Annotated in this window: 23 protein-coding genes; 17 read left to right on the top strand and 6 right to left on the bottom strand. The window is 60.8% G+C overall.

Going from position 1 to position 23,942, the window contains the following annotated elements; genetic code table 11:
* Positions 1-218 precede the first annotated feature (218 nt).
* Positions 219-1,493: a citrate synthase gene (locus BSY239_RS22205; RefSeq protein WP_156775523.1), complete on the bottom strand. Its 1,275-nt coding sequence runs from the start codon at positions 1,491-1,493 to the stop codon at positions 219-221.
* Positions 1,494-1,557: 64 nt separating this feature from the next.
* Here BSY239_RS22205 and BSY239_RS17110 point away from each other — a divergent pair, with 64 nt between their 5' ends.
* The 5 genes from BSY239_RS17110 (at position 1,558) to BSY239_RS17090 (ending at position 8,372) form a co-directional block, all read left to right on the top strand.
* Positions 1,558-2,559, top strand: coding sequence for a Bug family tripartite tricarboxylate transporter substrate binding protein (locus BSY239_RS17110; protein WP_069047854.1), 1,002 nt, complete (start codon positions 1,558-1,560; stop codon positions 2,557-2,559).
* The gene (locus BSY239_RS17105; protein ID WP_069047853.1) at positions 2,559-4,388 is read left to right on the top strand and encodes a thiamine pyrophosphate-binding protein; all 1,830 of its coding nucleotides are present in this window, start codon (positions 2,559-2,561) and stop codon (positions 4,386-4,388) included. Before BSY239_RS17110 ends, BSY239_RS17105 begins: the two co-directional genes overlap by 1 nt.
* A complete protein-coding gene (locus tag BSY239_RS17100) occupies positions 4,389-5,924 on the top strand; it encodes an aldehyde dehydrogenase family protein (RefSeq protein ID WP_083240040.1) in 1,536 nt (511 codons plus the stop codon). It abuts the gene before it with no gap.
* A gap of 131 nt (positions 5,925-6,055) precedes the next feature.
* The gene (locus BSY239_RS17095) at positions 6,056-7,375 is read left to right on the top strand and encodes a Rieske 2Fe-2S domain-containing protein (protein ID WP_069049060.1); all 1,320 of its coding nucleotides are present in this window, start codon (positions 6,056-6,058) and stop codon (positions 7,373-7,375) included.
* Between the two features lie 7 nt (positions 7,376-7,382).
* Positions 7,383-8,372 carry an ABC transporter substrate-binding protein gene (locus tag BSY239_RS17090; protein ID WP_069047852.1) on the top strand — a complete coding sequence of 330 codons (990 nt, stop codon included), beginning with the start codon at positions 7,383-7,385 and terminating at the stop codon, positions 8,370-8,372.
* On the opposite strand, the gene BSY239_RS17085 is transcribed toward BSY239_RS17090, so the two are convergent.
* From BSY239_RS17085 to BSY239_RS17075, 3 genes are read right to left on the bottom strand one after another with little or no spacing between them, the layout of a single operon-like run.
* On the bottom strand, positions 8,365-8,877 hold the full coding sequence (locus tag BSY239_RS17085) for a MarR family winged helix-turn-helix transcriptional regulator (RefSeq protein WP_083240039.1): 513 nt from the start codon (positions 8,875-8,877) through the stop codon (positions 8,365-8,367). The genes BSY239_RS17090 and BSY239_RS17085 overlap by 8 nt on opposite strands.
* Entirely contained in the window at positions 8,870-10,096 is a 1,227-nt protein-coding gene (locus tag BSY239_RS17080) for a Gfo/Idh/MocA family protein (RefSeq protein ID WP_069047850.1), read from the bottom strand. Before BSY239_RS17080 ends, BSY239_RS17085 begins: the two co-directional genes overlap by 8 nt.
* Positions 10,093-11,061, bottom strand: coding sequence for a PDR/VanB family oxidoreductase (locus tag BSY239_RS17075; protein ID WP_069047849.1), 969 nt, complete (start codon positions 11,059-11,061; stop codon positions 10,093-10,095). Before BSY239_RS17075 ends, BSY239_RS17080 begins: the two co-directional genes overlap by 4 nt.
* Positions 11,062-11,787: 726 nt before the next feature.
* Between BSY239_RS17075 and BSY239_RS17070 the strand changes: the two genes are divergently transcribed.
* The 4 genes from BSY239_RS17070 to nadC are packed head-to-tail and all read left to right on the top strand — an operon-like array spanning position 11,788 to position 14,899.
* On the top strand, positions 11,788-12,762 hold the full coding sequence (locus tag BSY239_RS17070) for a Bug family tripartite tricarboxylate transporter substrate binding protein (RefSeq protein WP_069047848.1): 975 nt from the start codon (positions 11,788-11,790) through the stop codon (positions 12,760-12,762).
* A 37-nt stretch (positions 12,763-12,799) separates the two neighbouring features.
* Positions 12,800-13,531, top strand: a complete 732-nt coding sequence (locus BSY239_RS17065) for a sulfite exporter TauE/SafE family protein (RefSeq protein WP_069047847.1) — start codon at positions 12,800-12,802, stop codon at positions 13,529-13,531.
* Positions 13,532-13,536: 5 nt separating this feature from the next.
* Positions 13,537-14,016 (top strand): bacteriohemerythrin, encoded by a 480-nt coding sequence (locus BSY239_RS22200; protein WP_083240038.1) that lies wholly within the window; start codon positions 13,537-13,539, stop codon positions 14,014-14,016.
* Between the two features lie 7 nt (positions 14,017-14,023).
* Positions 14,024-14,899, top strand: a complete 876-nt coding sequence (gene nadC, locus BSY239_RS17060) for a carboxylating nicotinate-nucleotide diphosphorylase (RefSeq protein WP_069049059.1) — start codon at positions 14,024-14,026, stop codon at positions 14,897-14,899.
* Positions 14,900-15,436: 537 nt separating this feature from the next.
* Here nadC and BSY239_RS17055 read toward each other — a convergent pair.
* Positions 15,437-15,811 carry a dihydroneopterin aldolase gene (locus tag BSY239_RS17055; protein WP_069049058.1) on the bottom strand — a complete coding sequence of 125 codons (375 nt, stop codon included), beginning with the start codon at positions 15,809-15,811 and terminating at the stop codon, positions 15,437-15,439.
* Between the two features lie 15 nt (positions 15,812-15,826).
* Positions 15,827-16,618: an SDR family oxidoreductase gene (locus BSY239_RS17050; protein ID WP_069047846.1), complete on the bottom strand. Its 792-nt coding sequence runs from the start codon at positions 16,616-16,618 to the stop codon at positions 15,827-15,829.
* Positions 16,619-16,647: 29 nt separating this feature from the next.
* On the opposite strand from BSY239_RS17050, the gene BSY239_RS17045 reads away from it, so the two are divergent.
* The 8 genes from BSY239_RS17045 to BSY239_RS17010 all read left to right on the top strand — a co-directional run bounded on the left by BSY239_RS17045 (position 16,648) and on the right by BSY239_RS17010 (position 23,853).
* Positions 16,648-17,760 carry a class I SAM-dependent methyltransferase gene (locus tag BSY239_RS17045; RefSeq protein ID WP_069047845.1) on the top strand — a complete coding sequence of 371 codons (1,113 nt, stop codon included), beginning with the start codon at positions 16,648-16,650 and terminating at the stop codon, positions 17,758-17,760.
* A gap of 2 nt (positions 17,761-17,762) precedes the next feature.
* Positions 17,763-17,957, top strand: coding sequence for a DUF2905 domain-containing protein (locus tag BSY239_RS17040; protein WP_069047844.1), 195 nt, complete (start codon positions 17,763-17,765; stop codon positions 17,955-17,957).
* A gap of 39 nt (positions 17,958-17,996) precedes the next feature.
* Positions 17,997-18,440 (top strand): thioredoxin TrxC, encoded by a 444-nt coding sequence (gene trxC / locus BSY239_RS17035; protein WP_069047843.1) that lies wholly within the window; start codon positions 17,997-17,999, stop codon positions 18,438-18,440.
* Between the two features lie 90 nt (positions 18,441-18,530).
* The gene (gene glk / locus BSY239_RS17030; protein ID WP_069047842.1) at positions 18,531-19,511 is read left to right on the top strand and encodes a glucokinase; all 981 of its coding nucleotides are present in this window, start codon (positions 18,531-18,533) and stop codon (positions 19,509-19,511) included.
* A gap of 159 nt (positions 19,512-19,670) precedes the next feature.
* On the top strand, positions 19,671-20,987 hold the full coding sequence (locus tag BSY239_RS17025) for an ABC transporter substrate-binding protein (protein ID WP_442905752.1): 1,317 nt from the start codon (positions 19,671-19,673) through the stop codon (positions 20,985-20,987).
* 52 nt (positions 20,988-21,039) lie between these two features.
* Positions 21,040-21,918 carry a carbohydrate ABC transporter permease gene (locus tag BSY239_RS17020; RefSeq protein ID WP_069047841.1) on the top strand — a complete coding sequence of 293 codons (879 nt, stop codon included), beginning with the start codon at positions 21,040-21,042 and terminating at the stop codon, positions 21,916-21,918.
* Entirely contained in the window at positions 21,908-22,768 is an 861-nt protein-coding gene (locus BSY239_RS17015; RefSeq protein ID WP_069047840.1) for a carbohydrate ABC transporter permease, read from the top strand. The genes BSY239_RS17020 and BSY239_RS17015 overlap by 11 nt, the downstream gene beginning before the upstream one ends.
* Positions 22,769-22,779: 11 nt before the next feature.
* Entirely contained in the window at positions 22,780-23,853 is a 1,074-nt protein-coding gene (locus BSY239_RS17010; protein WP_069047839.1) for an ABC transporter ATP-binding protein, read from the top strand.
* The last annotated feature ends 89 nt before the right edge of the window (positions 23,854-23,942 follow it).

Below are 23,942 nucleotides of genomic sequence, written 5' to 3'. Positions count from 1 at the left end.
AGACATTCGACCGAGTGATTGGGGTTCTCCACAGGGACCGGTTTCTGCTGATCGCACCGGGGGAGGTGCGCAGGGCATCACGAAGTACGCGGAAACGCATCCTGAGTGACATGCGGCTTGCGTGCAAGAGTTTGCCTTCCAGGCACTACTGTTGCGGGGATTTCTCAGAGAGTTCAGTGGACCGTCTGTATGGTGAGTTCATTTGTGCCCGGTGGGATTCAAATTTTCGACGAATATTTCGCTCTCGGACGGAGCATCGTGTTTGAAAGCCGCTGCTCAAGAATATGTGCCACCCATCCAGCTGTGCGTGCCAGCACGAATAGTGCCGAGGGGGCGCCGTCTGGAAGACCCATAGATTTGCATGCCAGAACGACAGCAAGTTCGTGTCTCGGCTGCATGCCGTATTCCATGCGAAGGTGGTCCACGAGAGCCAATACCTGCTTGACAGGCGATGGACGTGAAGAACGTTGCCTCACCAAGTCCATCAGCACTGTCGCTCTAGGATCACCCGCTGGGTACAGCGGGTGATTAAAGCCGGGTAGCTGTTGGCCCGAGGTGAGAGTTTTCCGGGCCTTGGAAATCAGTGCTGGGGTGCTTTTCGCAGACTTTTGAAATTCGTCCAGCCACTCGTAGCGTTGCGCAATTTCCGTGCCAGAGCTTGCAGCAATGGCTGCTGCTATGCAGCTGTGTACAGAGGTTCCGGCGGAGGCCGCAATTCGCGCCGCAAAGGTTCCGGGGGACAGCTCATGGTCCGCGAGTAGCACCAGAACTGCGTCCAGCAGTCGACGATCTTCTTGGCTGACCGGCTTGCTCATCGCCACGAGCAGACTGTGTGAGACGCTGCGTCCGCCTTTTGCCTCTTCATATCGGCCACCTTCTCCTAAAAACCCAAAGCAGCCAATGAGACCGTGGACAACTCCTCGCGCGGCATCGAGGGGACGGCCAGAGCGCAAACGATCTTTCAGTGGACCTCGGCCGATGGCAAGCTGCATGGCGACCAGCGAAAGAATCTCGATCAGCTGGTGGCGCGCATCCTCTGCGGGAATGGATCGCAACAATGCTTTGTCCCTCGGCGTAATGGGCGACGCCTTCCACAGCAGATCGGTCTCGTGCCAAAGACCTGTCCATAGAAGCTCTGCAACTTGTTCGAACGTCGCGCCTTTCAGGGCGAGATCGGTCGCGAGCTGTCCACGATAACTGGGCCCCTGCGGCGTTATCTCCGTAATGCTCGTCGGAACGATGGGGGGGCCCAGATTCATTGCCGATGCAGCGACCGCCACTTGTCCCGCTTGCGCCATCGTTCGAAGGCGGATCCGCTGGACATCTTCTCGTGAGTACAGCTTGGCTCTGGTGCCTTTGCCCGAAAAACTTCGAACCATTCCTCTGCTGACATACGCATATAGCGTTTGCATTTTTATGCCCAGCAGTTCGGTCGCCTCCTCGGCGCTCAGATAGTCTTTTTCCGGTTGCATAAACATTGATTTCAAAATCAAGATTGATCAATCTAAACATCAAAGATAGCATGCCTTCTTCGTTTTTACTTAGGAGACAAAGCAAATGGATGCTCAATACAAGATAAGTCGCCGAACGGTCCTGCAAGCTGCGGGCGTCACCGCCCTGGCCCCGATCTCCGCGCGGGCTCAAACGGTCTTGGCGGGAGCTTTTCCATCCAGGCAAGTGCGCATCGTCGTGCCCTACACGCCTGGAGGTACGAACGATGTCATGGCGAGGGCCATTGCACAAAAGCTTCAAGAGATTTGGCCTCACCCGGTGATCGTTGAAAACAAGCCAGGCGCAGCGGGGAATATTGGCGCGTCCGATGTGGTGCGTGCCGAAGCAGACGGACACACTCTGTTGTTGACCAATATCAACATCAACTCGATGAACCCAGCCTTGATTGATCGCATGCCATTCGATCCACAAAAGGACTTGGCGCCCATTTCTCTGCTGGGGACGACTGCGCTTGCCCTGGTGGTCCACCCCAGCGTCCCGGCGAACAACACTCAGGAGCTCATCGCATATTTGAAGAAGCGACCTGGTCAGTTGAGCTACGCATCCAGTGGAAATGGGAGCCCTCAGCATTTGTCGGCCGAGATGTTCAAGGCCCTGACAGGCACCAGGGTGTTGCACATTCCTTACCGAGGTGCCGCACCTGGAGTGGCGGATGTCGTCGCAGGTCAGTTGGAGATGACCGTTGGAGTCGTCAACCAACTGATCCCTCACATTCGATCCGGGCGGCTGAAGGCGATCGGAGTGACCAGCAAGAAGCGTCAACCCAGCCTGCCGGATGTGCCAACCCTTGACGAGTCTGGCGTGCCTGGATACGAGAGCGAGATTTGGCTAGGGCTCTGTGCTCCAGCGGCCACGCCAGCACCGGTCATTCGACAGATCAACGCAGCGGTCCACAAGATTCTGACGATGCCCGACGTCGTAACACGTCTGAATGGACAGGGCTTGGAGGTGTTGACGAGTACGCCCGATCAAATGCGCCAGCGTGCCGCCGACGACTTGGTTCGTTGGACCAAGATCATCAAGACTGCTGGCATCAAAGCGGAGTAATGAACGTGAAGCAGGAACATATTGAAGTGAACGACTCCCGACCGCGAAGGGACGAACCTGTGTCTCATAAACCGAATGGTGTAGTCTGGGGCAGCGATGCAATCGCCGACGTTGTGCGCGCTTTGGGAATACCGTATGTGCTGCTGAATCCGGGCGCAAGCTTTCGTGGATTGCATGACAGTCTGGTCAATCATCTTGGCAACGCCGACCCGCAGATGATTCTGGTGCTGCACGAGGAGCACGCCGTGGCCATTGCGCATGGCTATGCCAAAGTGACGGGGCAACCACTGGCCGCCATCTTGCACAGCAACGTCGGCCTGATGCACGGCTCCATGGCTATTTTCAACGCATGGGCGGACAGGACGCCCGTGATCGTGCTGGGTGCGACTGGACCAGTGGATGCAGCGCGCAGGAGGCCTTGGATCGATTGGCTGCACACGGCTGCGGATCAAGGCGCTCTGGTTCGACATTTCGTCAAATGGGATGCGCAACCTGCTTCGGTTCCCGCTGCACAAGAGGCCTTGTTAAGGGCATACCAAATTGCCGACACGGCGCCCCGTGGTCCGGTGTACGTTTGCTTTGACGCCGCATTGCAGGAGTCGCGGTTGAACAGGAAGCCAGACGTGCCGGAAACATCACGCTATGCCCCTCCATCGCCCGTGGTACCCACAGCTCAATCTGTTCAACGGGCGACTCGGCTCCTGTCTGAAGCGAAGCGGGTCGTGATTCTGGCTGGGCGGGTCTCCAGGTCAACGCGGGCATGGCAAGAGCGCGTGCAGCTTGCAGAAGCACTGGGTGCTCGGGTCATCACGGATCTCAAACTGGGTGCGGCGTTTCCAACGGCGCACCCCTTGCACGCTGGGCCTTCTGGAATGTTCCTTTCGCCTGCGAGTGCAGAGGTGCTCCGTTCGGCCGATGTTGTGTTGAGCCTGGATTGGCTTGATCTTGCGGGTACTTTGAAACAGGCGTGGGGCGAAGAGCATGCTGCCTGCCAAGTCATACAGATCTCTGTCGACCATCACATTCACAACGGTTGGAGCATGGACCACCAAGCTCTGCCACCAGCAGACGTGTTTTTTCCTTGTGAACCTGACACCGTTGTACCGCTGTTGCTGGAGGAGTTGGAGGGTGCTGCCACGCTCGGCCAAGACGCAGCGCCAGCGACCGAGGGTGTTCACCCGCCAGCTGCCTCTGCATCCGATGGAGACGGCCCTTTGATGGTCAAGGATGTGGCTGCCATATTGAGGCGTGTCACTCAAGGAGAGAGCGTCTCCTTGCTCCGGCTTCCCCTCAGCTGGTCGGGCGAGATGTGGGACCTTGACAGTCCTCTGGACTTTTTGGGTTACGACGGCGGCGGTGGTATTGGGTCAGGTCCGGGCATGATCGTTGGCAGTGCACTGGCTTTAAAAGGTACCGATCGATTGCCGATAGGCATCATTGGTGATGGCGACTTCCTCATGGGCGTCTCTGCTTTCTGGACAGCAGCGCACGCCAGAATTCCTCTGCTTGCCGTGGTGGTAAACAACCGGTCGTTCTTCAACGACGAGCTTCACCAGGAGCGGGTTGCAAAAGAGCGCGAACGGCCAGTGGAGAACCGGTGGATCGGGCAAAGAATTGACGACCCCGCACCCGACCTCGCCATGATGGCGCGGGCTCAAGGGCTGTCCGCGTTTGGTCCAGTGACGAGCGCGCGCGAACTGGAACAAGTCTTGACGCAGGCTATCCAGGCATTGAAGACCGGAGCATCCGTGGTGGTCGAGGCAATTGTGGCTCCCGGGTACGCACCCGCGATGTCCCAGGGCATGACGCGATCACATGGAGATGAATAAATGACCAAGTTTGATGACGCTTTGAAGCGCCTTGCCCCACAAGAACTGCAGAAGCAGGACTTGACGGGTTTGGTCGATGCCGCTCTGCCGACCAAAACCGGTCATTACTGGGACGGGAAATGGCAGAACGGAAGTGGCTCCACGGTGGCCACGAGCATCAACCCCAGCACCGAAGAGGACCTTCGTACTTACTCGGTCGCGTCAGTTGGCGATGTCGAGCTTGCTATTGCGTCGGCACGGAAGGCTTTTCCCGCTTGGGAAGAGACCCCTCCTTTGACCCGTGGGAAGTTGATGCGCAAAGCTGCAGACATCATTCGATCTCATGCGCTCGAGCTTGCACTAGTGGACGCCGCCGATTGTGGAAACCCCGTGAACGCCATGCAAATGGACGCCGAGATTGCGGCGACCCAGCTGGAATACTTCGCTGGGCTGGTACTTGAAAACAAGGGCGAGACCATCCCCACGGGCAATGAGTCGTTGAACTACACATTGAGAGAGCCGCTTGGGGTCGTTGCTCGCATCTTTCCGTTCAATCACCCATTCATGTTCGCCGCAGGGAAAATGGCAGCACCACTGGCAGCCGGCAATACCGTGCTGCTGAAACCGCCCGAACAAGCACCGCTTTCGACTCTGCGGTTGATGGAACTGCTGGACGGTGTGTTTCCCCCTGGCGTGTTGAACTGTGTGGTGGGTGGAAGGGAGGTGGGAGCGGCGCTCGCTCAGCACGCTGACGTGGATGCCGTTGGACTGATTGGCAGTGTTCAGGCGGGGAAGGCCGTCCTGCGCTCTTCTGCTGACACCATGAAACACTGCCTCTTGGAGTTGGGTGGCAAAAATGCCATGGTGATCTATCCGGACGCGGACCTGGAAGAGGCTGTGTACGGCGCGGTGCGTGGCATGAACTTCACCTGGTGTGGGCAATCCTGCGGCTCCACGAGCAGGCTCCTCATCCATGACAGTGTTTACAAAAAATTTCTGGAGGCGCTGTCGGTCGAACTCACCAAGCGGCACAAGCCTGGGATTGCAACGCACATGAAGACAACAATGGGCGCGCTGGTCGATAAGGCGCAGTACGAGAAAAGCTTGTTCTACATTGCCAAGGGACGCAGCGAAGGGGCGCGCGTTCTGCACGGGGGCGGGCGACCGGTCGATCTGGAGCGTGGATATTTCATTGAGCCCACCGTCCTTTGCGACGTACTGCCCCATCACACCGTGGCGCGCGAAGAGATCTTCGGGCCCGTGCTTTCCGCCATGAAGTGGAGCCGCGAAGACGAGATGATGGCGATCGTCAATGGTGTCGAGTTTGGCCTGACCGCGTCCATCTGGACCCGGGATCTTGTGACGGCTCACCGGGCGGCGAAGAGGATCCAGGCCGGGTATATCTGGATCAATGATGCTTCCATTCATATTCCTGGTGCGCCCTTCGGCGGGTACAAGAGCTCGGGCATCGGCCGTGAGGAATGTCTTCAGGAGCTGCATGAATTTTCACAGACCAAGAATGTGAACGTGTCTTTGCGCAACCCACGCCGCCTGTGAAGCAATGCAATCCAGGTAGAAGTCCACGAAGTGCTTGCAAAACGCGTTGGTCGGCAATATACTTAGACGACTAATCAAATGCGATCCTGGGTAACTTGGCTCTGGTCGCGTATTCCTTAAGAGGCATGCACATGATCACTCCTGAAGAGAACGAACTGCTCTGTCGTGTTGTTGGCGACGCCCCCATGGGCCAGTTGATGAGGCGCCATTGGACCCCGGTGTGTCTGATCGAAGAAGTTTCAGAGGCTGACGGGCCACCGGTCAAAGCGCGTGTGTACGGCGAAGATCTGGTGGTGTTTCGAGATACGGATGGGAGCGTGGGCGTTCTCGACGAAAAGTGTCCGCACAGGCGTGTCTCCCTCGTCTATGGCCGCAACGAAGAAGGTGGCCTTAGGTGTCTGTACCACGGCTGGAAGATGGATGTCGCGGGCAATGTTCTCGAAATGGTGTCAGAGCCTGCGGCAAGCGGATTCGCGGAGAAGGTGAAGCACAAGGCATACCCCGTCAAGGAATGGGGTGGGTTTGTTTGGTCATGGTTTGGCCCCGCGGAAAGCGTGCCCGAGTTCGTACCCCCTCCATGGGCGCCGACGCAAGACACTCGGGTGTCAATCGCAAAGGTCATCCTTCCTTGCAACTGGGCTCAGATTCTTGAGGGAGCCATCGACTCGGCGCACAGCTCCAGTTTGCATTCGTCGGATATGGTTCCCGCTCGCGTCTCCGGTGCTGCGGCTACCGACAAAGCCTGGTTGCGCCCTTCGACGGACAAGGCGCCGCGCATGCAGGTGCAGCGATCTGGCTACGGTTTCCGTTATGCGGCGATCCGCAGGCCCATTCAGAATGCCAGCTCACACGACTACGTGCGCTCAACGGTTTTCGTTGCACCCGCGTCTGCGCTCATCCCCCCCAACAACTTGTACAACGTGGCGAACGTGAACGTCCCGATGGACGACACCAACACCGCCTTCTACTTTTTGGCCTGGGGGCACCCTGCTCAAACGCCTGAGACCGAAACCTGGCGAAAATTTCTCGGTCAGACAGTGGGGGTTGATCTCGACGACAGGTACCGGCCTTTGCGCAACGAAGAAAACCGCTTCTGGCAGGATCGGCAAGCCATGAAGGCCGGAAACTTTACCGGCATCAAAGGCTTTCCCAATCAGGACGTAGCGATGTGGGTGACGATGGGGCCCATTGCCGACCGCACCAACGACCGGTTGGGTGCCAGTGACATCGCCGTGGTGGAATTTCGCAAGCAGATGCTGGATGCGGTTCGTGCTTTCCAAAATGGTGAGCCAGCAATTGGAACCGGTGACGCTGCTATCCCGGCCAGCGTTTGTTCATTCCAGGCAGTGGTGCCAAAGACGACTGACTGGCGAGAATACGCTGCAACTTATGTGTGGGCAGACGGCATTGAACGTCCCGAACTCGAACCTTCTTATTCTGTCAATACCTGAGTCCACCATGAGCAAGCTTCAACTCTCGGTCGCGATGGGCGACTACGACCGTACCCGCGCTTTGCTGGATGGGCGAGTTCAGATCGACGGCGTCGACCCCGTCTTCATGAATCTGAACCCGGAAGAAATGTTTTTCCGGGCCATGCGAAGTCAAGATTTCGATATTTCAGAACTTTCGTTCTCGAGCTATGCCGTCAAAACCGCGAAGGGGGATTGCCCCTACGTTGCCATTCCCGTGTTCTTGTCGAGAGCTTTTCGGCATACATCGATTTATGTGCGAAAAGACAGAATCAAGCGTCCTGAGGACCTCAAAGGTAAGCGTATCGGGCTGCCTGAGTACCAGTTGAGTGCGAACGTGTGGGCTAGAGCGCTCCTGCAGGATGACTACGGCGTCGCTCCAGAGGACGTGATATGGGTGCGAGGGGGCATTGAAACCGCGGGCCGACCTGAAAAAATTGCGCTGTCTCTTCCAGAAGGCGTGAAGTTGGAAAGCGCTCGGGAAGGCGCGACCATTTCTGAGCTTCTGGATCTTGGTGAAATTGATGGATTCATGGCCCCAAGGCCTCCCAGCGCCAAGGTGCTTGCCAATCCCAACGTGGGTTGGCTTTTCGATGATCCAACCTCAGTGGCGAAGGATTATTTCCGCCGCACCGGGATCTTCCCCATCATGCATGTTGTGGGTATCAGAAAGAGATTGGCGGAACAGCATCCGTGGCTACCGGGTGCTGTATACAAAGCATTCACGCACGCAAAAGCTGCGGCTCTGGAGGCTTTGTCGGATACCTCTGCAACGAAGGTCACTCTTCCTTTTGTGGAAGAGCAATTGAAAGCGGCTCGCGAGACGATGGGCAACGACTACTGGTCTTATGGCGTGACAAAGAACAAAGCCACCATTGATACCTTCCTGCGTCACCACCACTCTCAAGGCCTCTCAGCGCGGCGGTTGGCAGTCGAAGAGATTTTCCACCCGGCTACGTACGAAACCTACGCTATTTGACGTTTGGAACTTGCGGGTCGGAGGAGGCGGCCTCATCGGCGGCCAGATTTTCGATCATTGTAAGAAGGCATTTCCGCACGATGGCAAGTGAACGGTCGGATAAACCTTGAACGCTGACGCCGTTGACCTCCTCGGCCAGCGGCACCAGCGCTTTTTCAAGCGAACGTCCTGCAGGCAGCAAAAAAACATGCATGTTCTTTCTGTTGCCAGCCAACTGCCGTCGCTCGATGAAGCCCATGCTCTCCATGGCCTTGACTGCGCTAAACGTGGTGGGCTCCATGACGCCAGCCAAGTCGCTCAGCTCGCGCTGCGTCAACCCGTCTTGTATCCAAAGAATTCGCAAAAATGTCCAATGCCCAAACGAAACCCCGTGGGCGGCCAGGCGAAGTTGCAGGGCCCGCATCTGCGCACGGGAGACATCTCGAATCAAGTGTGCCAAGCGGTCTTGCGGAACTGCTTCGCGCCAGTGTCTCAATAGATGTCGTGTGTGTTCGGTATCAGGCATGTGGAGGTGGAAGGTAGCCAACTTGAAGCTTTGGCATGATATCCACTGATCGACGGCTGGACTCGAGCATGGCGAGGCACACCTCCAGAGTCGCCCGGGACCAAGGTCCGCTGTGGAGCGGGGCGCGGCCTTCGCGCGCAACGCTCCACAGTTCGTCTACCACTTCACCTCTGGGAACCGAAGGAACTGTGGCTTTGACGAATCGGGAGCCGGACTTGTCGAACACATGAACGCCATTCGGTGTCAGCCGCAAGTCACCGCCTTCGCAGCTCACGAGTACCGGGCCGAAATGCTGACAAGCTTCGGGGGAGGCCTCCTGAGGAGCCGTATACAGACTGCCGCCGAAGTTCCGCTCCGCTTTCAACATCGCCTCCTGCAGCTCGTCCTCAACCTTAGCGAGCCGTTGCTTCGTCTGGTGATGAGCAGCAGGGTCCTTTGGCCGACCCATCTCGCCGATGCCATCCATGAGCGCGTCCGTGTCGTAGAAACCGTAGCCGTTGTAGGTCACGCTCGCGAAAGCCCCATTGGCGAAGTTCAGCAGTGCCGAGAACGCACCCTCCGTCGGTCTGGCAGGATCCCACGCTCCTGTCACTGCTCTCACCTGTGTGGTCAGTCCACCGGCCAGCAATCGGACAATATCAATCTGGTGCGCGGCTTGGCTGAACACAACCCCGCCTCCGCGCGATGTGTCCAGTTCTTCAGGACGCCGCGGCCGGTACAAAAAATCGGTGTACTGCATCGCATGCACAAGACGAGCCGCGCCGAAATCGCCCGAATCGATCAGTCGGCGGGCCAGAAGCACTGGCGCATTGAAGCTGTGGCTGTGTCCGATGATCAGTTGCGCACCTGACTGTTCACACGCTTCAATCATGCGGGTGCAGTCGTCGACGTGGATCGCCATGGGCTTTTCGACCAATGCGGATTTTCCGTGCCTTGCTGCGAGCGCCACATGCTCTGCATGCATTTGATGCGGAGTAGCGATGTAGACCCATTCGACACTGGAGTCTGCACACAGCGCCTCAGGCGAAAGATGCGCGATCCCGCCGAACGTTTGTTCAAACGCGGTCCGCGCTCCTGGCCTTGGATCGAACGCTGCAACGAGCTTAACCCTTCGATCGCCAAGGAATGTCGGGAGCATCAATGTGAATGCTCTGCCCAGCCCAAGAACGCCAAGCCGTATGGGCGCGGCAGATTCTGATGGTGACCGAACGTTTTTCATAGATCCAGCAACAAGGAAGGGGACTTGGCTCTTGAGACGCAGACCATGATGTGATCTGACTTCTCCTCTTCCAGCAATACCAGATCTCGATGATCGGCTTCGCCCTGAAGAAGCCGTGTCTTGCACGAGCCACAAGTACCGCTTTCACACGAGCTGGGAACGTGAATCCCATCACCGCGGAGCGTGTCGAGAATGGACTTTCCTACCGGTACTGTGAATTTCTGACCACTGCTTTTAAGCTCCACCTCAAACGGCTGGTCATCGGCGTGGGGCTTCGTGTCCCCACCAAAACTTTCGGAGTGCACGGTGCTGCTGGGCCAATGACCCGTCATGTCCTTGATGGCATCCATCAGTGGCTTGGGACCGCAGAAATAAACGTGGCGGCCCGTCGCTGCTCCAGCTTTCTCCAGCACCGGCCAAAGATCGAACGCATTGGCCGGATCTCCAAGGTCGTGGTGCACCACGACACTGGAAGAAAAGTCTGCGCCTCGCAACTCTTCAAGGAAGGCGGTTCCTGCGGGGTCTCGTGTCAGGTAGTACAACTTGAAGGGGCGATCCCCCTGCGTACTGAGGTGCCGCGACATGGCCATCATTGGCGTGATACCAATTCCGCCGGCGATCAGCACGAAGCTGCGCGCCTTGGGATCCAGCTCGAAAAGATTCTCGGGAAGACCCACCTGCACGGTGTGACCGATCTTGACGGTGTCAACCAAGCTCCTTGAGCCGCCTCTGCCATCGTGTTCGCGCTTGACGGCAATGACATAGCGGTGGCGCTCTTCAGGGTCGTTGCTCAAGGAGTATTGTCGAATGACGCCAATGGGCGTCTTGATGCGTATGTGTGACCCAGCTGTGAAGGGGGGTAGAGACTCCCCGTCGGGGTGAACCAGCTCAAAGCGTTGGATGTCTCGAGCAGCCGGCTCAGCACTCGCTACCACGAGGTTTAAAGAAACAGGATCGGATGACATGGGTATTCCTTGAGTTTTCCCTCTCGACACAAGGAGGGCTTTCGGTGCCAACAAGTGTTAGCCGGCTCGCGAGGATGCATTATCTTAGGTAGCTAAGTAAAATGCAAGAGGTGCACTAAGGCATCGCTCATGGCACTTTTCCGTGAACGCGCAGCACGGGCAGGCCTGCCATCACATCGCGCATTTGGGCGTAAGGATCATGTCCATTCATTTTCGCCGCCTGGATCCGGTTCGTCACGGCCGCTACCCGCTGACCCGCGGGTCGCCCGAGCGCGATTCCCAGAAGTCGTGGACGACCGCCTTGGTTGTCTTGAAGTCGCGCGTGGCCATCTGTTGCGATGCCGTTTTGCCCATCCATTCCGCAGTCAAGCAGCCACGTCACGTTAAGCGCGACCGACACAACTAGGCTGCTCGGCGTGGTGCCCAGCTTGCGCGGGTTGCAGGCTGCGTACGCGGTTAGTACGACGGCCTAGACGCACGAGGCGCTCTTGCGAACGAGGCCATCGGCTTGCTACGCACCCAGCGGACCAGCGACGAGAAGAGGGTTTTCAGTGTTGACAACGACCCAGCGGTTTGCAAGAATGCACAAGCTTAGGCCTCTAAGTAAAATACACGAAGCGCTCACGTCGGGTGCTCGCGGCCGATTCGTGACGGTATTGCCGGCGTCATGGGTCTTTTCTTCGATCCGGCTCGGTTCACGCCAAAAACCACATCAGGAGACATCAAATGCAACGAAGAACCCTAGCGGCAACTGCAGCGCTTGCCTTTTGCCTGGCGCCCCTGACTTCGCTGGCCCAACAAGCCTACCCATCCAAGGCTGTGAAATTCATCGTGCCATATGCGCCTGGCGGTCTCCCTGATTCCGTCGCGCGGGTTGTGGCGAAGCAGCTTGGTGATCGACTGGGCCAGTCGGTCGTGGTCGATAACCGACCTGGCGGGAATGGGGTGGTCGCGTACCAGACACTTTTGCAAAGCACGCCAAGTGACGGTCACGCTTTCATCGTTACAGACGGCTCGATGCTCTCGATCACGCCCTTGATCAACAAATCAGCCACTTATCAGGTAGGCAAGGACATCTTTCCCGTCTCATTGATTGCTCGCTCCCCCTTGTTCGTCGTGGCTCATCCCAGAACGGGGGTGAATACATTTGCAGAGTTTGTGAGCCTCGTAAAGAGCAAGCCCGATCAACTCACATACGGTTCATCAGGGATTGGAAGCACTCACCACTTGACGATGGAAGCGCTGAAAGCTGCATTGAACATCGACGTGCGTCATGTCCCGTACCGCGGGTCAGGTCAATCCACTCCCGCACTTGTTGGGGGCCAAGTTGACTTTTCCGTCGCCGCACTTCCTTCCGTTCTGGGCTTCATCAAGAGCAATCAGGTGCGACTGCTGGCAAGCAACGCGCCGAAGCGCTCACCGCAAGCCCCGGACGTGCCGGCCATCGCGGAAACGGTCCCAGGATTCGACTTTTCGGTCGTGGTCGGTGTACTTGCGGCACCTGGTACGCCTCAGGCGGCCATCGATCGAATCAGCAAGGAGATAGCAGAGGTGGTGAAGTTGCCCGAAGTGGTGAAGACCTTCGAGGCCGCCGTGATTGAGCCGGTGGGTGCTGGCCCAGCAGAGTACGGGCGAGTGATTGCACTTGAAAACGAGTTGATGTCAAAGGCGGGCAAAGCGGCAAACTTGAAGTCTGAATGACTCTCTGTGCACCCGGGGCACTGCGAGTGAGTCTTTGATGGTGCCCGACTACACCTGGCTATTCATTTTTGGCGCGTTTGTACTGGGCGGAACTGTCAAGGGTGCGCTAGGCGTCGGGCTACCATTGGTGACAGTTCCATTGCTCTCACTGTGGCTGCCCATTGGTCAAGCAATCGGCTTGATGGTGATGCCAGTTTTGCTGTCGAACCTGATTCAATCGCGGGAAGGGGCTGGGCTACGAGGCAACTTGCACCGCTTTGCGGGCATGATCGCAACGCAGTTTGTGGTCACAATCATCGCGGTGAGATTGACACTGGCAATGTCTCCTTCGGAGCTTGAAACCATGGTTGCTGTTTCCCTGCTGATCGCAGTGGGGTTGATGGCCTTTAGCCCGCAATTCACAGTCCACCCGCGGCACGAAGGCGCAGCTGGCATCGGAGTCGGAGCGTTGTCGGGTTTGCTTGGGGGTATCTCCTCGCTGACGGGGCCTTTGGTGATCGCCTACCTCATGGCTCTGCGACTGAACAGAGAGGCCTTCGTAGGCAGCATCAGTGTCATTTACTTGTGCGGCGCCATCCCTCTGTATGCCGCCATGCTTTACTTTGGCCGGATCGGCCTTGGAGATATTGGACTTTCCATTCTTGCCTTGGCTCCGATGGGTGCTGGCCTCTTGATGGGAAGAGCGTTGCGAACCCGCGTCAATGAAGCATTTTTTCGAAAACTTCTTCTGCTCTTCCTTACTGTGATTGCCATCCTTCTCCTGAGCTGAGCCACATGCAGACCGCATCCCATTTGCCCGCAATTCCACTGGTTTGGAATGATTCTCTGTTGTTGGGCTACGACCCAATGGACGCTTCACATCGTGAATTTGTTGAGGTCGTGACCGCACTTATGAACGCGACTGATGACCAACTCGGAGCGAGCCTTGAGTTGGTCGAACGGCACTTGCTCGATCACTTCAATACAGAAGACCGTTGGATGGCTGAAACCGATTACCCAGCGCGTGAATGCCATGCGAACGAACATGCTGCTGTACTTCGTTCTCTCCTACAAGTGAAGGAGCTTTGGTCGGAGGGAGATGCAGCGATCGTGCGCAGGTTCGGCAGCGAACTCTGCCAATGGTTTCCTGGGCATGCCGACTACCTGGACTCAGCCCTTTCGCACTGGATGAGCAAGATACGCATGGGTGGGAAACCTGTTGTAGTTCGCCGCAAACTCTCTTTTGCAGAGCACGCAATTTCTGAAACCAAGTGAGGCCCTCTTGCTAGATACAGCCAACGATATTTCTGCTCAAGTCCAAATCGATATAGAACGCGCCCTGCAAGAGGACGTTGGCTCTGGCGACGTGACCGCGGCTCTCGTGCCAGAACTGCAAATGGTCACAGCCGCGATCATCTGCCGGGAAGAGGCAATCATTTGCGGCCGACCATGGGTAGATGAAATTCTTCGCCGAGTGGCGCCAACTTCGGTCGCTCAATGGTTCGTCAAAGATGGAGAGACCTGCACATCTCGCCAGACTATCGTGGAAATATCCGGACCCGCACGCGATCTGCTGACAGCAGAGCGGGCGTGCCTCAACTTTCTCCAAACACTGAGCGCGGTGGCTACGAAGACCGCCAAGTATGTGGAAGCCGTTTCAGGCACCAATGCTGTAGTTCTCGACACACGAAAGACGATTCCCGGACTGCGAGTCGCGCAGAAGTACGCGGTGCGTTGTGGCGGTGGATCCAACCACAGAATGGGGCTCTATGACGCGATCCTCATCAAAGAGAACCACATCGCCGCTTGCGGTGGGCTGACGGCCGCCTATGCAGCGGCCAAAAGGCTTTCCGACAAGGTTTCGTTCATCCAGGTTGAGGTGGAGACATTGACGCAGCTTCAAGAGGCCATCGACGCCGGAGTAAACATGGTTTTGCTCGACAACATGTCGCTTGAGCAAACGAAAGAGGCTGTTACGTTGGCAGCGGGACGATGCAGCTTGGAAGTCTCCGGAGGAGTTTCCCTCGACACAATTCGCCAGTGCGCCGAGACGGGGGTGGATCGAATTTCCGTCGGGGCTCTGATCAAAGACATTACGGCCATCGATTTTTCGATGCGCTTCTCGGAGAGGCCTGTGGAGGCGCTGCGCGCGAAATAATGTAGAGGGTGAGCGTGCGCGCCCACGGATTGGTGAACGATCCATTGCGTTCACTTCGTTCAAAACTGACCGACTGTAGTGGCTTTTTACTGGCAGTCCAGGTGATTCGGAAACGGACGTTGGATCGGCGTCGGCAAGCTTGCGGTGGCACTACAACTGCAGCACCTCCAGCAGCGGTCATTGGGGCCGGTGTCTTTTCGCCCTAGCCAACAGCCGCTTCCTGCCCATCAGCGTGAATTCGCGTTGCAGCATCGAACGACGGCAGTCGCTGCGCAGCAGCCACTCAACTTCCGAGTTTGAACTACAGCACCTAGCTTGTCGCGGCACTGCAGATTCGTTGGTGGAGAACCTTCTCGCGCGCTGAATTCGTGGTCTGCAGACACAGCTATCTCCACAGCATGCGACAGATGACAGACGGGCTTGGAACGCGAAAAATACAAACCGTAGAAAGAGTTCGCGTAACCCCTTGATTTTGCTAGGCGGGTTTTACAGACTCAATTGTTTTTGTACAGACTCAATTGTTTTCGACAGGTGTCCTCACCACTGCCCGCTTTCCATGCGGATCGCAACTTCGCAGTCTTCAAAAATTTCCAGCTTGGCGATCTTCACGCGCACGCCGATCACACCGGGCATCTGCATCAGCCGGCGCGTGAGCTTGCCGATCAGGCTCTCCAGCAGGTTCACGTGTTCGGCCGTGCACTCGTCGATGATGATCTGGCGCACCTTGCGGTAGTCGAGCACGTGGCCGATGTCGTCGTCGTGCGGCAGCAGGGGCTGCGTGCCCTGGTTGAGTTCGGCGTCCACCTGGATCGGCTGCGGCGCCGATTTTTCGTGGTCGAGGATGCCCAGGTTGGCGTTGAAGCGCAAACCGTTGAGCGTGAGGATCTGGGTGCCGGCGTAGGTGGCGGTCATGGGCATCGGTCCGGTTCACATGAGCGAAAAATCGCGCTCGAAGCGCATGAGGTGCTGGCCGCCGTCCACCAGCAGCGTGGTGCCGGTGATGGACTGGTTGGTCAGCGCGAAGGCCACGGTGGCGGCCACGTCGTCGGGTGTTGACGAGCGGCCCAGCGGCGACTGCTGGTGGAGTGCTGCGAACTGCTCGTCGCTCAGCAGGTGGCTGGTGAGCGTGAGCCCGGGCGCCACACCCACCACGCGCACGCGCGGGGCCAGGGCCAGCGCCAGCATGGTGTTGGCGGCTTCGAGCGCGGCCTTGGACAGCGTGTAGCTGAAGAAATCGGGGTTCATGTTCCAGAGCTTCTGGTCGAGCAGGTTGACCACGGCGCCGCGTGCGTCGCGCTGGCTCAGGTGCGCGTGCAGGGCCTGGGCCAGCAGCACCGCCGCGCCGGTGTTGGCGCGCAGGTGGGTTTCCATGGCCGCGAAGCCGAAGCTCTGTGCGCTGTCGTGCTCGAAGGTGGAGGCGCTGTTGACCACCGCGTCGATCTGCCCGAAGCGCGCCACCACGGCCGGCAACAGCGCGCGCACACTGCTCTCGTCAGCCAGGTCCGCAAAGAAAGGGGCGGCGCTGTTCGCGCGGCCGGTGAGGGCGTTGCAGTCGACGGCGGTCTGCTGCGCATCGGTCACCGAGTGGCGATGGTGCACGGCCACGTTCCAGCCGGCGCGCGCCAGCGTGAGCGCGATCTCGCGGCCCAGGCGTTTGCCCGCGCCGGTCACGAGCACGGTGCGCGCTGCCACGGAGGCGGAGGAGTCAGGGGAGGGCATTGGGCGACAATCCGGGGGTGCAGACCCCCATGGCAACAGAACCGTTGAGTTTAACGAGCGACCTCCTTGCGCGGGTGGTCGGGGCCATCGCACAAGCCGGGGGCTGGTTGCCGTTCGACCGCTTCATGGCCATGGCCTTGTACGAGCCCGGCCTGGGTTACTACGCCAACACCTTGGCCAAATTCGGGCACACACCGCAGGGTGGCAGCGACTTCGTGACCGCGCCCGAGCTGACCCCGCTCTTTGGCCACACCCTCGCGCGCCAGGTGGCCCAGGCGCTGGACGCCACCGGCACCGACGAGGTCTGGGAGTTCGGTGCCGGCACCGGCGCACTGGCGCTGCAGGTCGTCGAAGCCCTGGCCAGCCAGGGCAGGGCGCTGCGCCGCTACACCATCGTCGACCTCTCGGGCAGCCTGCGCGAGCGCCAGCGCGCCACACTGGCCGAGCACGCCGATGTGGTGCACTGGGTCGATGCCTTGCCCGAGCGCATGGAGGGCGTGGTGCTGGGCAACGAGGTGCTGGACGCCATGCCGGTGCAGCTGCTGGCGCGTGTGGGCGGCGCGTGGTTGGAGCGCGGCGTGGCGTGGCACGAAGACCGGCTGGTCTGGGCCGACCGACCCACCGAACTGCGCCCGCCGCTGGACGTGCCCGGCGAGCACGACTACCTGACCGAAATCCACCCGCAGGCCGAGGCCTTCGTGCGCACCCTGGCCGACCGGCTGCAACGCGGCGCGGCGTTTTTTCTCGACTACGGTTTCCCGGAGGCCGAGTACTTCCACCCGCAGCGCCACATGGGCACGCTGATCTGCCACCGCGCGCACCGCAGCGACAGCAACCCGCTGGCCGACGTGGGGCAGAAGGACATCACCGCGCACGTGAACTTCACCGGCATCGCCCTGGCCGCGCAGGACGCCGGCCTGGCGGTGCTGGGCTACACCAGCCAGGGCCGCTTTCTGTTGAACGCCGGTCTGCTGACGCTGGCCCAGGCCGCCGATGCTCGGCAGAACGCGATGATGCAGAAGCTGCTCAACGAACACGAGATGGGTGAGTTGTTCAAGGTGATCGCGCTGGCCCCCGCCGCCAGCGCGCAGGGCTGGGTGCCTCTGGGTTTTGCCGCGGGCGACCGCACACACCGGCTCTGACCATGATCCGCTGGATGATCGTCATCTTCCTGGCCCTGCTGCTCATCAGCTGGTTCACGCCGATGCTGCGTCGCCTGGGCTTCGGCCGGCTGCCGGGAGACGTGCGCTTCAAGGCCTTCGGGCGCGACTGGAACCTGCCGTTTGCCACCACCATCGTGCTGAGCATGGTGGCCAGCCTCATCAGCCACCTGGTCTGAGGTGCTTGCAATCGGCGCGGCGGCCACCACTTGGGCGGCATGAGCACCGAACCCCTGCACATCGTCTGCCCCCACTGCCACACCACCAACCGCGTGCCGAGCGCCAGCCTCTCGCAGGCGCCCGACTGCGGCAAATGCCACCAGCCGTTGTTCACCGGCCACCCGGTTGCGCTGGACGAGGCGGCATTCGAGAAACACATCGCCCGCTCGCAGGTGCCGGTGCTGGTGGACTTCTGGGCGCCGTGGTGCGGGCCGTGCCGCGCGATGGCGCCGCAATTCGAAGCCGCTGCCCGTGAACTTGAACCCCACATGCGGCTGGCCAAAGTGAACACCGAAGAGGCGCAGCAACTCGGCGCACGACTGCAGATCCGCAGTATCCCCACGCTGGCGTTGTTCGTGGGCGGACGCGAGGTGGCTCGCCAGCCGGGCGCCATGGGTGCCGCCGACATCGTGCGCTGGGCGCGCGCGCAGCGCCCGGGTTGAACCCGGTGCCCGCGCCTGGGGCGCCGGGCTATCATCCGCCGCTTTGCGCTGCCCGAGCGAAGTGCCGCGCACCCAAGGAGACCCGCCGCCATGTCCCCTGACGTTTCCAAGACCGGCCGGTTGCTGGCCGATGTGGGCGGCACCAACGCCCGCTTTGCCTGGCAGGCCCACGACGGCGCCCCCGTGACCGAGGTGCAGGTGTTGCCCGTGGCCGATTTCCCCACCCTGCCTGCCGCCATGCACGCCTACCTCGACGGACTGGATCTTGGTCGGCCGGCCATGGCCGCGATCGCCATCGCCAACCCCATCACCGGCGACCAGATCCGCATGACCAACCACGATTGGGCTTTTTCGCAGGCCGCTGTGAAGGCCGAGTTCGGTCTGACCCACCTGCGCCTGCTCAACGACTTCACTGCACTGGCGCTGGCCTTGCCCGACCTGCCCGCCAGCGAACTGCGCCAGGTGGGCGGTGGCGCGGCGCATCCCGACAAGGCCATCGGCTTGCTCGGTGCGGGCACGGGCCTGGGGGTGTCGGGCCTGGTGCCCGATGGTTCGGGGGGCTGGGTGCCGCTGGAAGGCGAGGGCGGCCATGTGACGCTGCCAGCCGTGAGCGCCCGGGAGCGGCTGGTGATGGACGGCCTCACGCACTTGTATGGCCGCGCCTCGGCGGAGCGCCTGTGCAGCGGCCAGGGTCTGGTGGATGCGTTCACGCTGCTCTGCGAGGCCGATGGCGTGGCCTTGAGCGGGCTGAACACGGCCGCTGCCGTGACCGACGCGGCCCTGAAAGCCCGCCAGCCGCAGGCCCTCGAAGCCCTCAACATGCTGTGCGCCATGCTGGGTTCGGTGGCCGGCAACCTGGCGCTCACCTTGGGTGCGCGTGGCGGGGTGTACATCGGTGGCGGCATCGTGCCGCGCCTGGGCAGCTGGTTCGATGCTTCGCCGTTTCGCGAACGCTTCGAGGCCAAGGGCCGTTTTCAGGGCTACCTGAAAGACATTCCCGTGTGGGTGATCACCTCGAGCCAGTCGCCGGCCCTGCTGGGCGCCGCTCGCGCGCTGTCCGGTTTGCGCTGAATCCCCGCGTCACCAGCCGGTGGGGTGGCCGGGGGTTTCCCCGGATGTTGCTGTTCATTAATTAATGAAAAATGAACGACCCTGACAGACGCGGTCGTTCGCGACCCCTCGTGCGTCGGGCCCATCCACAAGGCCACAGGCCCACCTTCGGAGACACCCATGAAATTCCCCGTCACCCTCGGCGCGACCCTGGTGGCCGCCATGCTCGCCACCGCCTGCGGCAAAAAAGAAGAGTCCGTGCCCATGGCCACCACCCCCGCGCCGGCCGCGATGCCCGCCGCTGCGCCCCAGCAGACGGTGGAAGTGCTGCACTACTGGACCTCGGGCGGCGAAGCCAAATCGGCCGCCGAGCTCAAGGCCATGCTGGAAGCCAAAGGCCATTTGTGGAAAGACTTCGCCGTGGCCGGCGGTGGTGGTGAAAACGCCATGACTGTGCTCAAGAGCCGCGCCGTCTCGGGCAATCCGCCCACCGCCGCGCAGGTCAAGGGCCCGGCGATCCAGGAATGGGCCAGCGAAGGCATGCTGAGCAGCATCGACAGCGTGGCCCAGGCCGAGAAATGGGACGAGCTGCTGCCCAAGGTGGTGGCCGACGTGATGAAGGCCAACGGCAGCTACGTGGCCGCGCCGGTCAACGTGCACCGCGTCAACTGGATGTGGGCCAACCCCGAGGTGCTGAAGAAGGCCGGTGTCGAGGGGATGCCCAAGACCTGGGACGAGTTCTTCGTCGCCGCCGACAAGATCAAGAAATCGGGCAACGTGGCGCTCGCCCATGGCGGCCAGAACTGGCAGGACTTCACGGTGTTCGAGTCGGTGGTGCTCGGCGTGGGCGGGCCGCAGTTCTACACCGACGCGTTCGTGAAACTCGACCCGGCCGCGCTCAGCAGCCCCACCATGACGAAGGCGCTCACGACCTTCCGCAAGCTCAAGGGCTACACCGATGCCGCCTCCACCGGGCGCGACTGGAACATGACCACCGCCACCGTGATCCAGGGCAAGGCCGGCTTCCAGTTCATGGGCGACTGGGCCAAGGGCGAGTTCACCGCCGCGGGTCAGAAACCCGGTGAAGGCTTCCTGTGCGCCGCCGCGCCCGGCACAGCCAACGCCTACACCTTCAACGTCGACTCCTTCATCATGTTCAAGCTGAAGGACGAAGCCGCGCAGAAGGCGCAGGCCGATCTGGCCTCGGCCATCCTGAGCACCGGGTTTCAGGAAGTGTTCAACCAGAACAAGGGTTCCATCCCGGTGCGCCTGGGCCACGACATGAGCAAGTTTGACGATTGCGCCAAGCTCTCGGCCCAGGACTTTGTGGACACTGCGAAATCGGGTGGACTGGTGCCGTCGATTGCCCACGGCATGGCGGTGGAGCCGGCCAAGCAGGGCGCGATCCAGGACGTGGTGACCCAGTTCTGGAACGACGACAAGCTCAGCGTGGCCGACGCGCAGAAGCGCATTGCCCAGGCCGCCGCCGCCAAGTGATCCTGGTCCGTGAAACCGGTGCGGGCCCGCAAGGGCTTGCGCCGGCCGCGCCATGAAGAACAACCTCGACCACGTCCTGCCCAAGCTGGTGCTCGCACCGGCCTTTGTGCTGGGGCTGGCTTTCATCTACGGCTTCATGGCCTGGAACGGCCTGCTCTCGGTGACGGCCTCGCGCATGCTGCCCAACTACGAGTTGGTGGGGCTGGCGCAGTACGGCCGGCTGTGGGAGATGGACCGCTGGTGGGTGGCGCTCAAGAACCTCGCCATCTTCGGCGTGCTCTACGTCGGTCTTTCGATGGCGCTGGGCATTTTCCTGGCGATCCTGCTCGACCAGAAGGTGCGCGGCGAAGGCTTCATCCGCACGGTCTACCTGTACCCGATGGCGCTGTCGTTTGTGGTCACCGGCACGGCGTGGAAGTGGATCCTCAACCCCAGCGAGGGCCTGCAGAAGATGGTGCAGGACATGGGCTGGACCAGCTTCAGCTTCGACTGGCTGGTGCAGTCCGACATGGCGATCTACTGCGTGGTGATCGCCGGTGTGTGGCAGTCGGCCGGTTTTGCCATGGCGCTGTTTCTGGCGGGCCTGCGCGGCATCGACGACAGCATCATCAAGGCCGCGCAGATCGACGGCGCCTCGCTGCCGCGCATCTACCTGCGCATCGTGCTGCCTGCGCTCAGCCCGGTGTTTTTCTCCACGCTCATGGTGCTGGCGCACCTGGCCATCAAGAGCTTCGACCTGGTGATGGCCCTCACCTCGGGCGGCCCGGGTTACGCCACCGACGTGCCCGCCACCTTCATGTTCGCCATGAGCTTCAGCCGCGGCCAGATCGGCCTGGGTGCGGCCAGCGCCACCGTCATGCTGGCCACCGTGGCCGCCATCGTGGTGCCTTATCTCTACAGCGAACTGCGGAGCAAGCCTCATGACCGGTAAGCGCAACGTGCCCGGGCGCTTCCTGCTCATGACCACCTTGCTGGTCGGCGCCGCGTTCTTCCTCGCGCCGCTCTATGTGATGCTCGCCACCTCGTTCAAGGATGCCGACGAGATCCGCAACGGCAACCTGCTCAGTCTGCCGGGCAGCCTCAACTTCTCGGCCTGGGGCCAGGCGTGGTCCAGCGCCTGCACGGGGGTGGACTGCAACGGCCTGCAGCCCTTTTTCTGGAACTCGGTGTTCATGGCGATCCCCGCCGTGATCATTTCCACCACCTGGGGCGCGCTCAATGGCTATGTGCTGAGCCTGTGGAAATTCCGCGGCAGCGAGACCTTTTTTGGCCTGTTGCTGTTCGGCGTGTTCATGCCGTTTCAGGTGGTCTTGTTGCCCATGAGCCAGGTGCTGGGCTGGATGGGCCTGTCCAGTTCCATTGGTGGCCTGATCCTGGTGCACTGCCTCGCCGGCCTGCCCAGCACCACGCTCTTTTTCCGCAACTACTACGCCGCCGTGCCTGGCGAGCTGCTGCAGGCCGCCAGGCTCGACGGTGCGGGCTTCTGGCAGATCTTCCTGCGCATCATCGTGCCCATGTCCACGCCGATCGTCATGGTCACGCTCATCTGGCAGTTCACCCAGATCTGGAACGACTTCCTCTTCGGCGTGGCCTTCAGCGGTGCCGATTCCAAACCCGTCACGGTCGGCCTGAACAACCTGGCCAACACCACCAGCAGCGTGAAGGCCTACAACGTGGACATGGCCGGCGCGCTCATCGCCGCCCTGCCCACGGTGGCGGTGTACGTGCTCGCGGGCCGTTATTTTGTGCGCGGCCTCACGGCCGGCGCCGTCAAAGGTTAAGGACATCCCCCATGGCATCGGCACTCGACATCCAGGGCGTGCGCAAGTGTTTCGGCAAGGGCGACAAGGCCGTGGAGGTGTTGAAGAAGATCGACATCGCCGTGGCCCCTGGCGAATTCCTCATCCTGGTCGGGCCTTCGGGCTGCGGCAAGTCCACCTTGCTGAGCATCATCGCGGGCCTGGATGAGCCCACCGAGGGCGCGATCCGCATCGCCGGCCGCGACGTGGTGGGCGTGGCCCCGGCGCAGCGCGACATTGCCATGGTGTTCCAGAGTTACGCGCTCTACCCCACGATGAGCGTGGCCGACAACATCGGGTTTGCGCTGGAGATGCGCAAGGTGCCCAAGGCCGAACGCCAGCGGCGCATCGGCGAGGTGGCCACGATGCTGCAGATCGAACACCTGCTGGACCGCCGGCCGAGCCAGCTCTCGGGTGGCCAGCGCCAGCGCGTGGCCATGGGCCGGGCGCTGGCGCGCCAGCCGCAGCTGTTTTTGTTCGACGAGCCGCTGTCCAACCTGGACGCCAAGCTGCGCGTGGAAATGCGCGCCGAGATCAAGCGCCTGCACCAGGCCAGCGGCATCACCAGCGTGTACGTGACGCACGACCAGATCGAGGCCATGACGCTGGGCAGCCGCATCGCGGTGATGAAGGACGGCATCCTGCAGCAGCTCGGCACGCCCGACGAGATCTACAACCGCCCGGCCAACACCTACGTGGCCACCTTCATCGGCTCGCCCACCATGAACCTGGTGCCCGGGCGCAGCGTGGCCCAAGCCGGGCGCGGCTTCAGCATCGCCGGGGCCGATCTGCCGCTGGCCAGCCCGGGCGAAGGCCACACCGCCGCCCTCATGGGCCTGCGGCCCGAACACATCACGCTCACCGACAGCGCGCCCTGGCGCGGCGAGGTCAGCGTGGTCGAACCCACCGGTGCCGACACCTTTGTGGTCATCAAGACGGAGGCCGGCGACGTGACGGTGCGCACCGCGCCGCAGGTGCGCGTGGCGCCGGGCGACCGCGTCGGCCTGGAGATTCAGGCCTTGCATGTGAACTGGTTCGAGCCGACCACCGGGCAACGCATGGCCTGAAGGCTTGAACAGTCCAGCTTTCCCGGCAGACAGCCGGGGCACAACCTGCGACAGTGGTGCGATATCGGCTTGACCGCAAGCCGCGCCCT

Source organism: Hydrogenophaga sp. RAC07, assembly GCF_001713375.1.
Classification (GTDB): domain Bacteria; phylum Pseudomonadota; class Gammaproteobacteria; order Burkholderiales; family Burkholderiaceae_C; genus Hydrogenophaga.
This window is presented reverse-complemented; position numbering and strand designations above follow the sequence as displayed.

Bases quoted from the DNA above. Each gene is read 5' to 3' on its own strand.
- trxC (WP_069047843.1), top strand. From the start codon at position 17,997: ATGAGCACCGAACCCCTGCACATCGTCTGCCCCCACTGCCACACCACC.
- BSY239_RS17025 (WP_442905752.1), top strand. From the start codon at position 19,671: ATGAAATTCCCCGTCACCCTCGGCGCGACCCTGGTGGCCGCCATGCTC.
- BSY239_RS17085 (WP_083240039.1), bottom strand. From the start codon at position 8,877: ATGCCTGATACCGAACACACACGACATCTATTGAGACACTGGCGCGAA.
- BSY239_RS17090 (WP_069047852.1), top strand. From the start codon at position 7,383: ATGAGCAAGCTTCAACTCTCGGTCGCGATGGGCGACTACGACCGTACC.
- BSY239_RS17015 (WP_069047840.1), top strand. From the start codon at position 21,908: ATGACCGGTAAGCGCAACGTGCCCGGGCGCTTCCTGCTCATGACCACC.
- BSY239_RS17050 (WP_069047846.1), bottom strand. From the start codon at position 16,618: ATGCCCTCCCCTGACTCCTCCGCCTCCGTGGCAGCGCGCACCGTGCTC.
- BSY239_RS22200 (WP_083240038.1), top strand. From the start codon at position 13,537: ATGCAGACCGCATCCCATTTGCCCGCAATTCCACTGGTTTGGAATGAT.
- BSY239_RS17045 (WP_069047845.1), top strand. From the start codon at position 16,648: ATGGCAACAGAACCGTTGAGTTTAACGAGCGACCTCCTTGCGCGGGTG.
- BSY239_RS17065 (WP_069047847.1), top strand. From the start codon at position 12,800: ATGGTGCCCGACTACACCTGGCTATTCATTTTTGGCGCGTTTGTACTG.
- BSY239_RS17105 (WP_069047853.1), top strand. From the start codon at position 2,559: ATGAACGTGAAGCAGGAACATATTGAAGTGAACGACTCCCGACCGCGA.
- BSY239_RS17010 (WP_069047839.1), top strand. From the start codon at position 22,780: ATGGCATCGGCACTCGACATCCAGGGCGTGCGCAAGTGTTTCGGCAAG.
- BSY239_RS17095 (WP_069049060.1), top strand. From the start codon at position 6,056: ATGATCACTCCTGAAGAGAACGAACTGCTCTGTCGTGTTGTTGGCGAC.
- BSY239_RS17100 (WP_083240040.1), top strand. From the start codon at position 4,389: ATGACCAAGTTTGATGACGCTTTGAAGCGCCTTGCCCCACAAGAACTG.
- glk (WP_069047842.1), top strand. From the start codon at position 18,531: ATGTCCCCTGACGTTTCCAAGACCGGCCGGTTGCTGGCCGATGTGGGC.
- BSY239_RS17020 (WP_069047841.1), top strand. From the start codon at position 21,040: ATGAAGAACAACCTCGACCACGTCCTGCCCAAGCTGGTGCTCGCACCG.
- BSY239_RS17070 (WP_069047848.1), top strand. From the start codon at position 11,788: ATGCAACGAAGAACCCTAGCGGCAACTGCAGCGCTTGCCTTTTGCCTG.
- BSY239_RS17080 (WP_069047850.1), bottom strand. From the start codon at position 10,096: ATGAAAAACGTTCGGTCACCATCAGAATCTGCCGCGCCCATACGGCTT.
- BSY239_RS17075 (WP_069047849.1), bottom strand. From the start codon at position 11,061: ATGTCATCCGATCCTGTTTCTTTAAACCTCGTGGTAGCGAGTGCTGAG.
- BSY239_RS17055 (WP_069049058.1), bottom strand. From the start codon at position 15,811: ATGACCGCCACCTACGCCGGCACCCAGATCCTCACGCTCAACGGTTTG.
- BSY239_RS17040 (WP_069047844.1), top strand. From the start codon at position 17,763: ATGATCCGCTGGATGATCGTCATCTTCCTGGCCCTGCTGCTCATCAGC.
- BSY239_RS17110 (WP_069047854.1), top strand. From the start codon at position 1,558: ATGGATGCTCAATACAAGATAAGTCGCCGAACGGTCCTGCAAGCTGCG.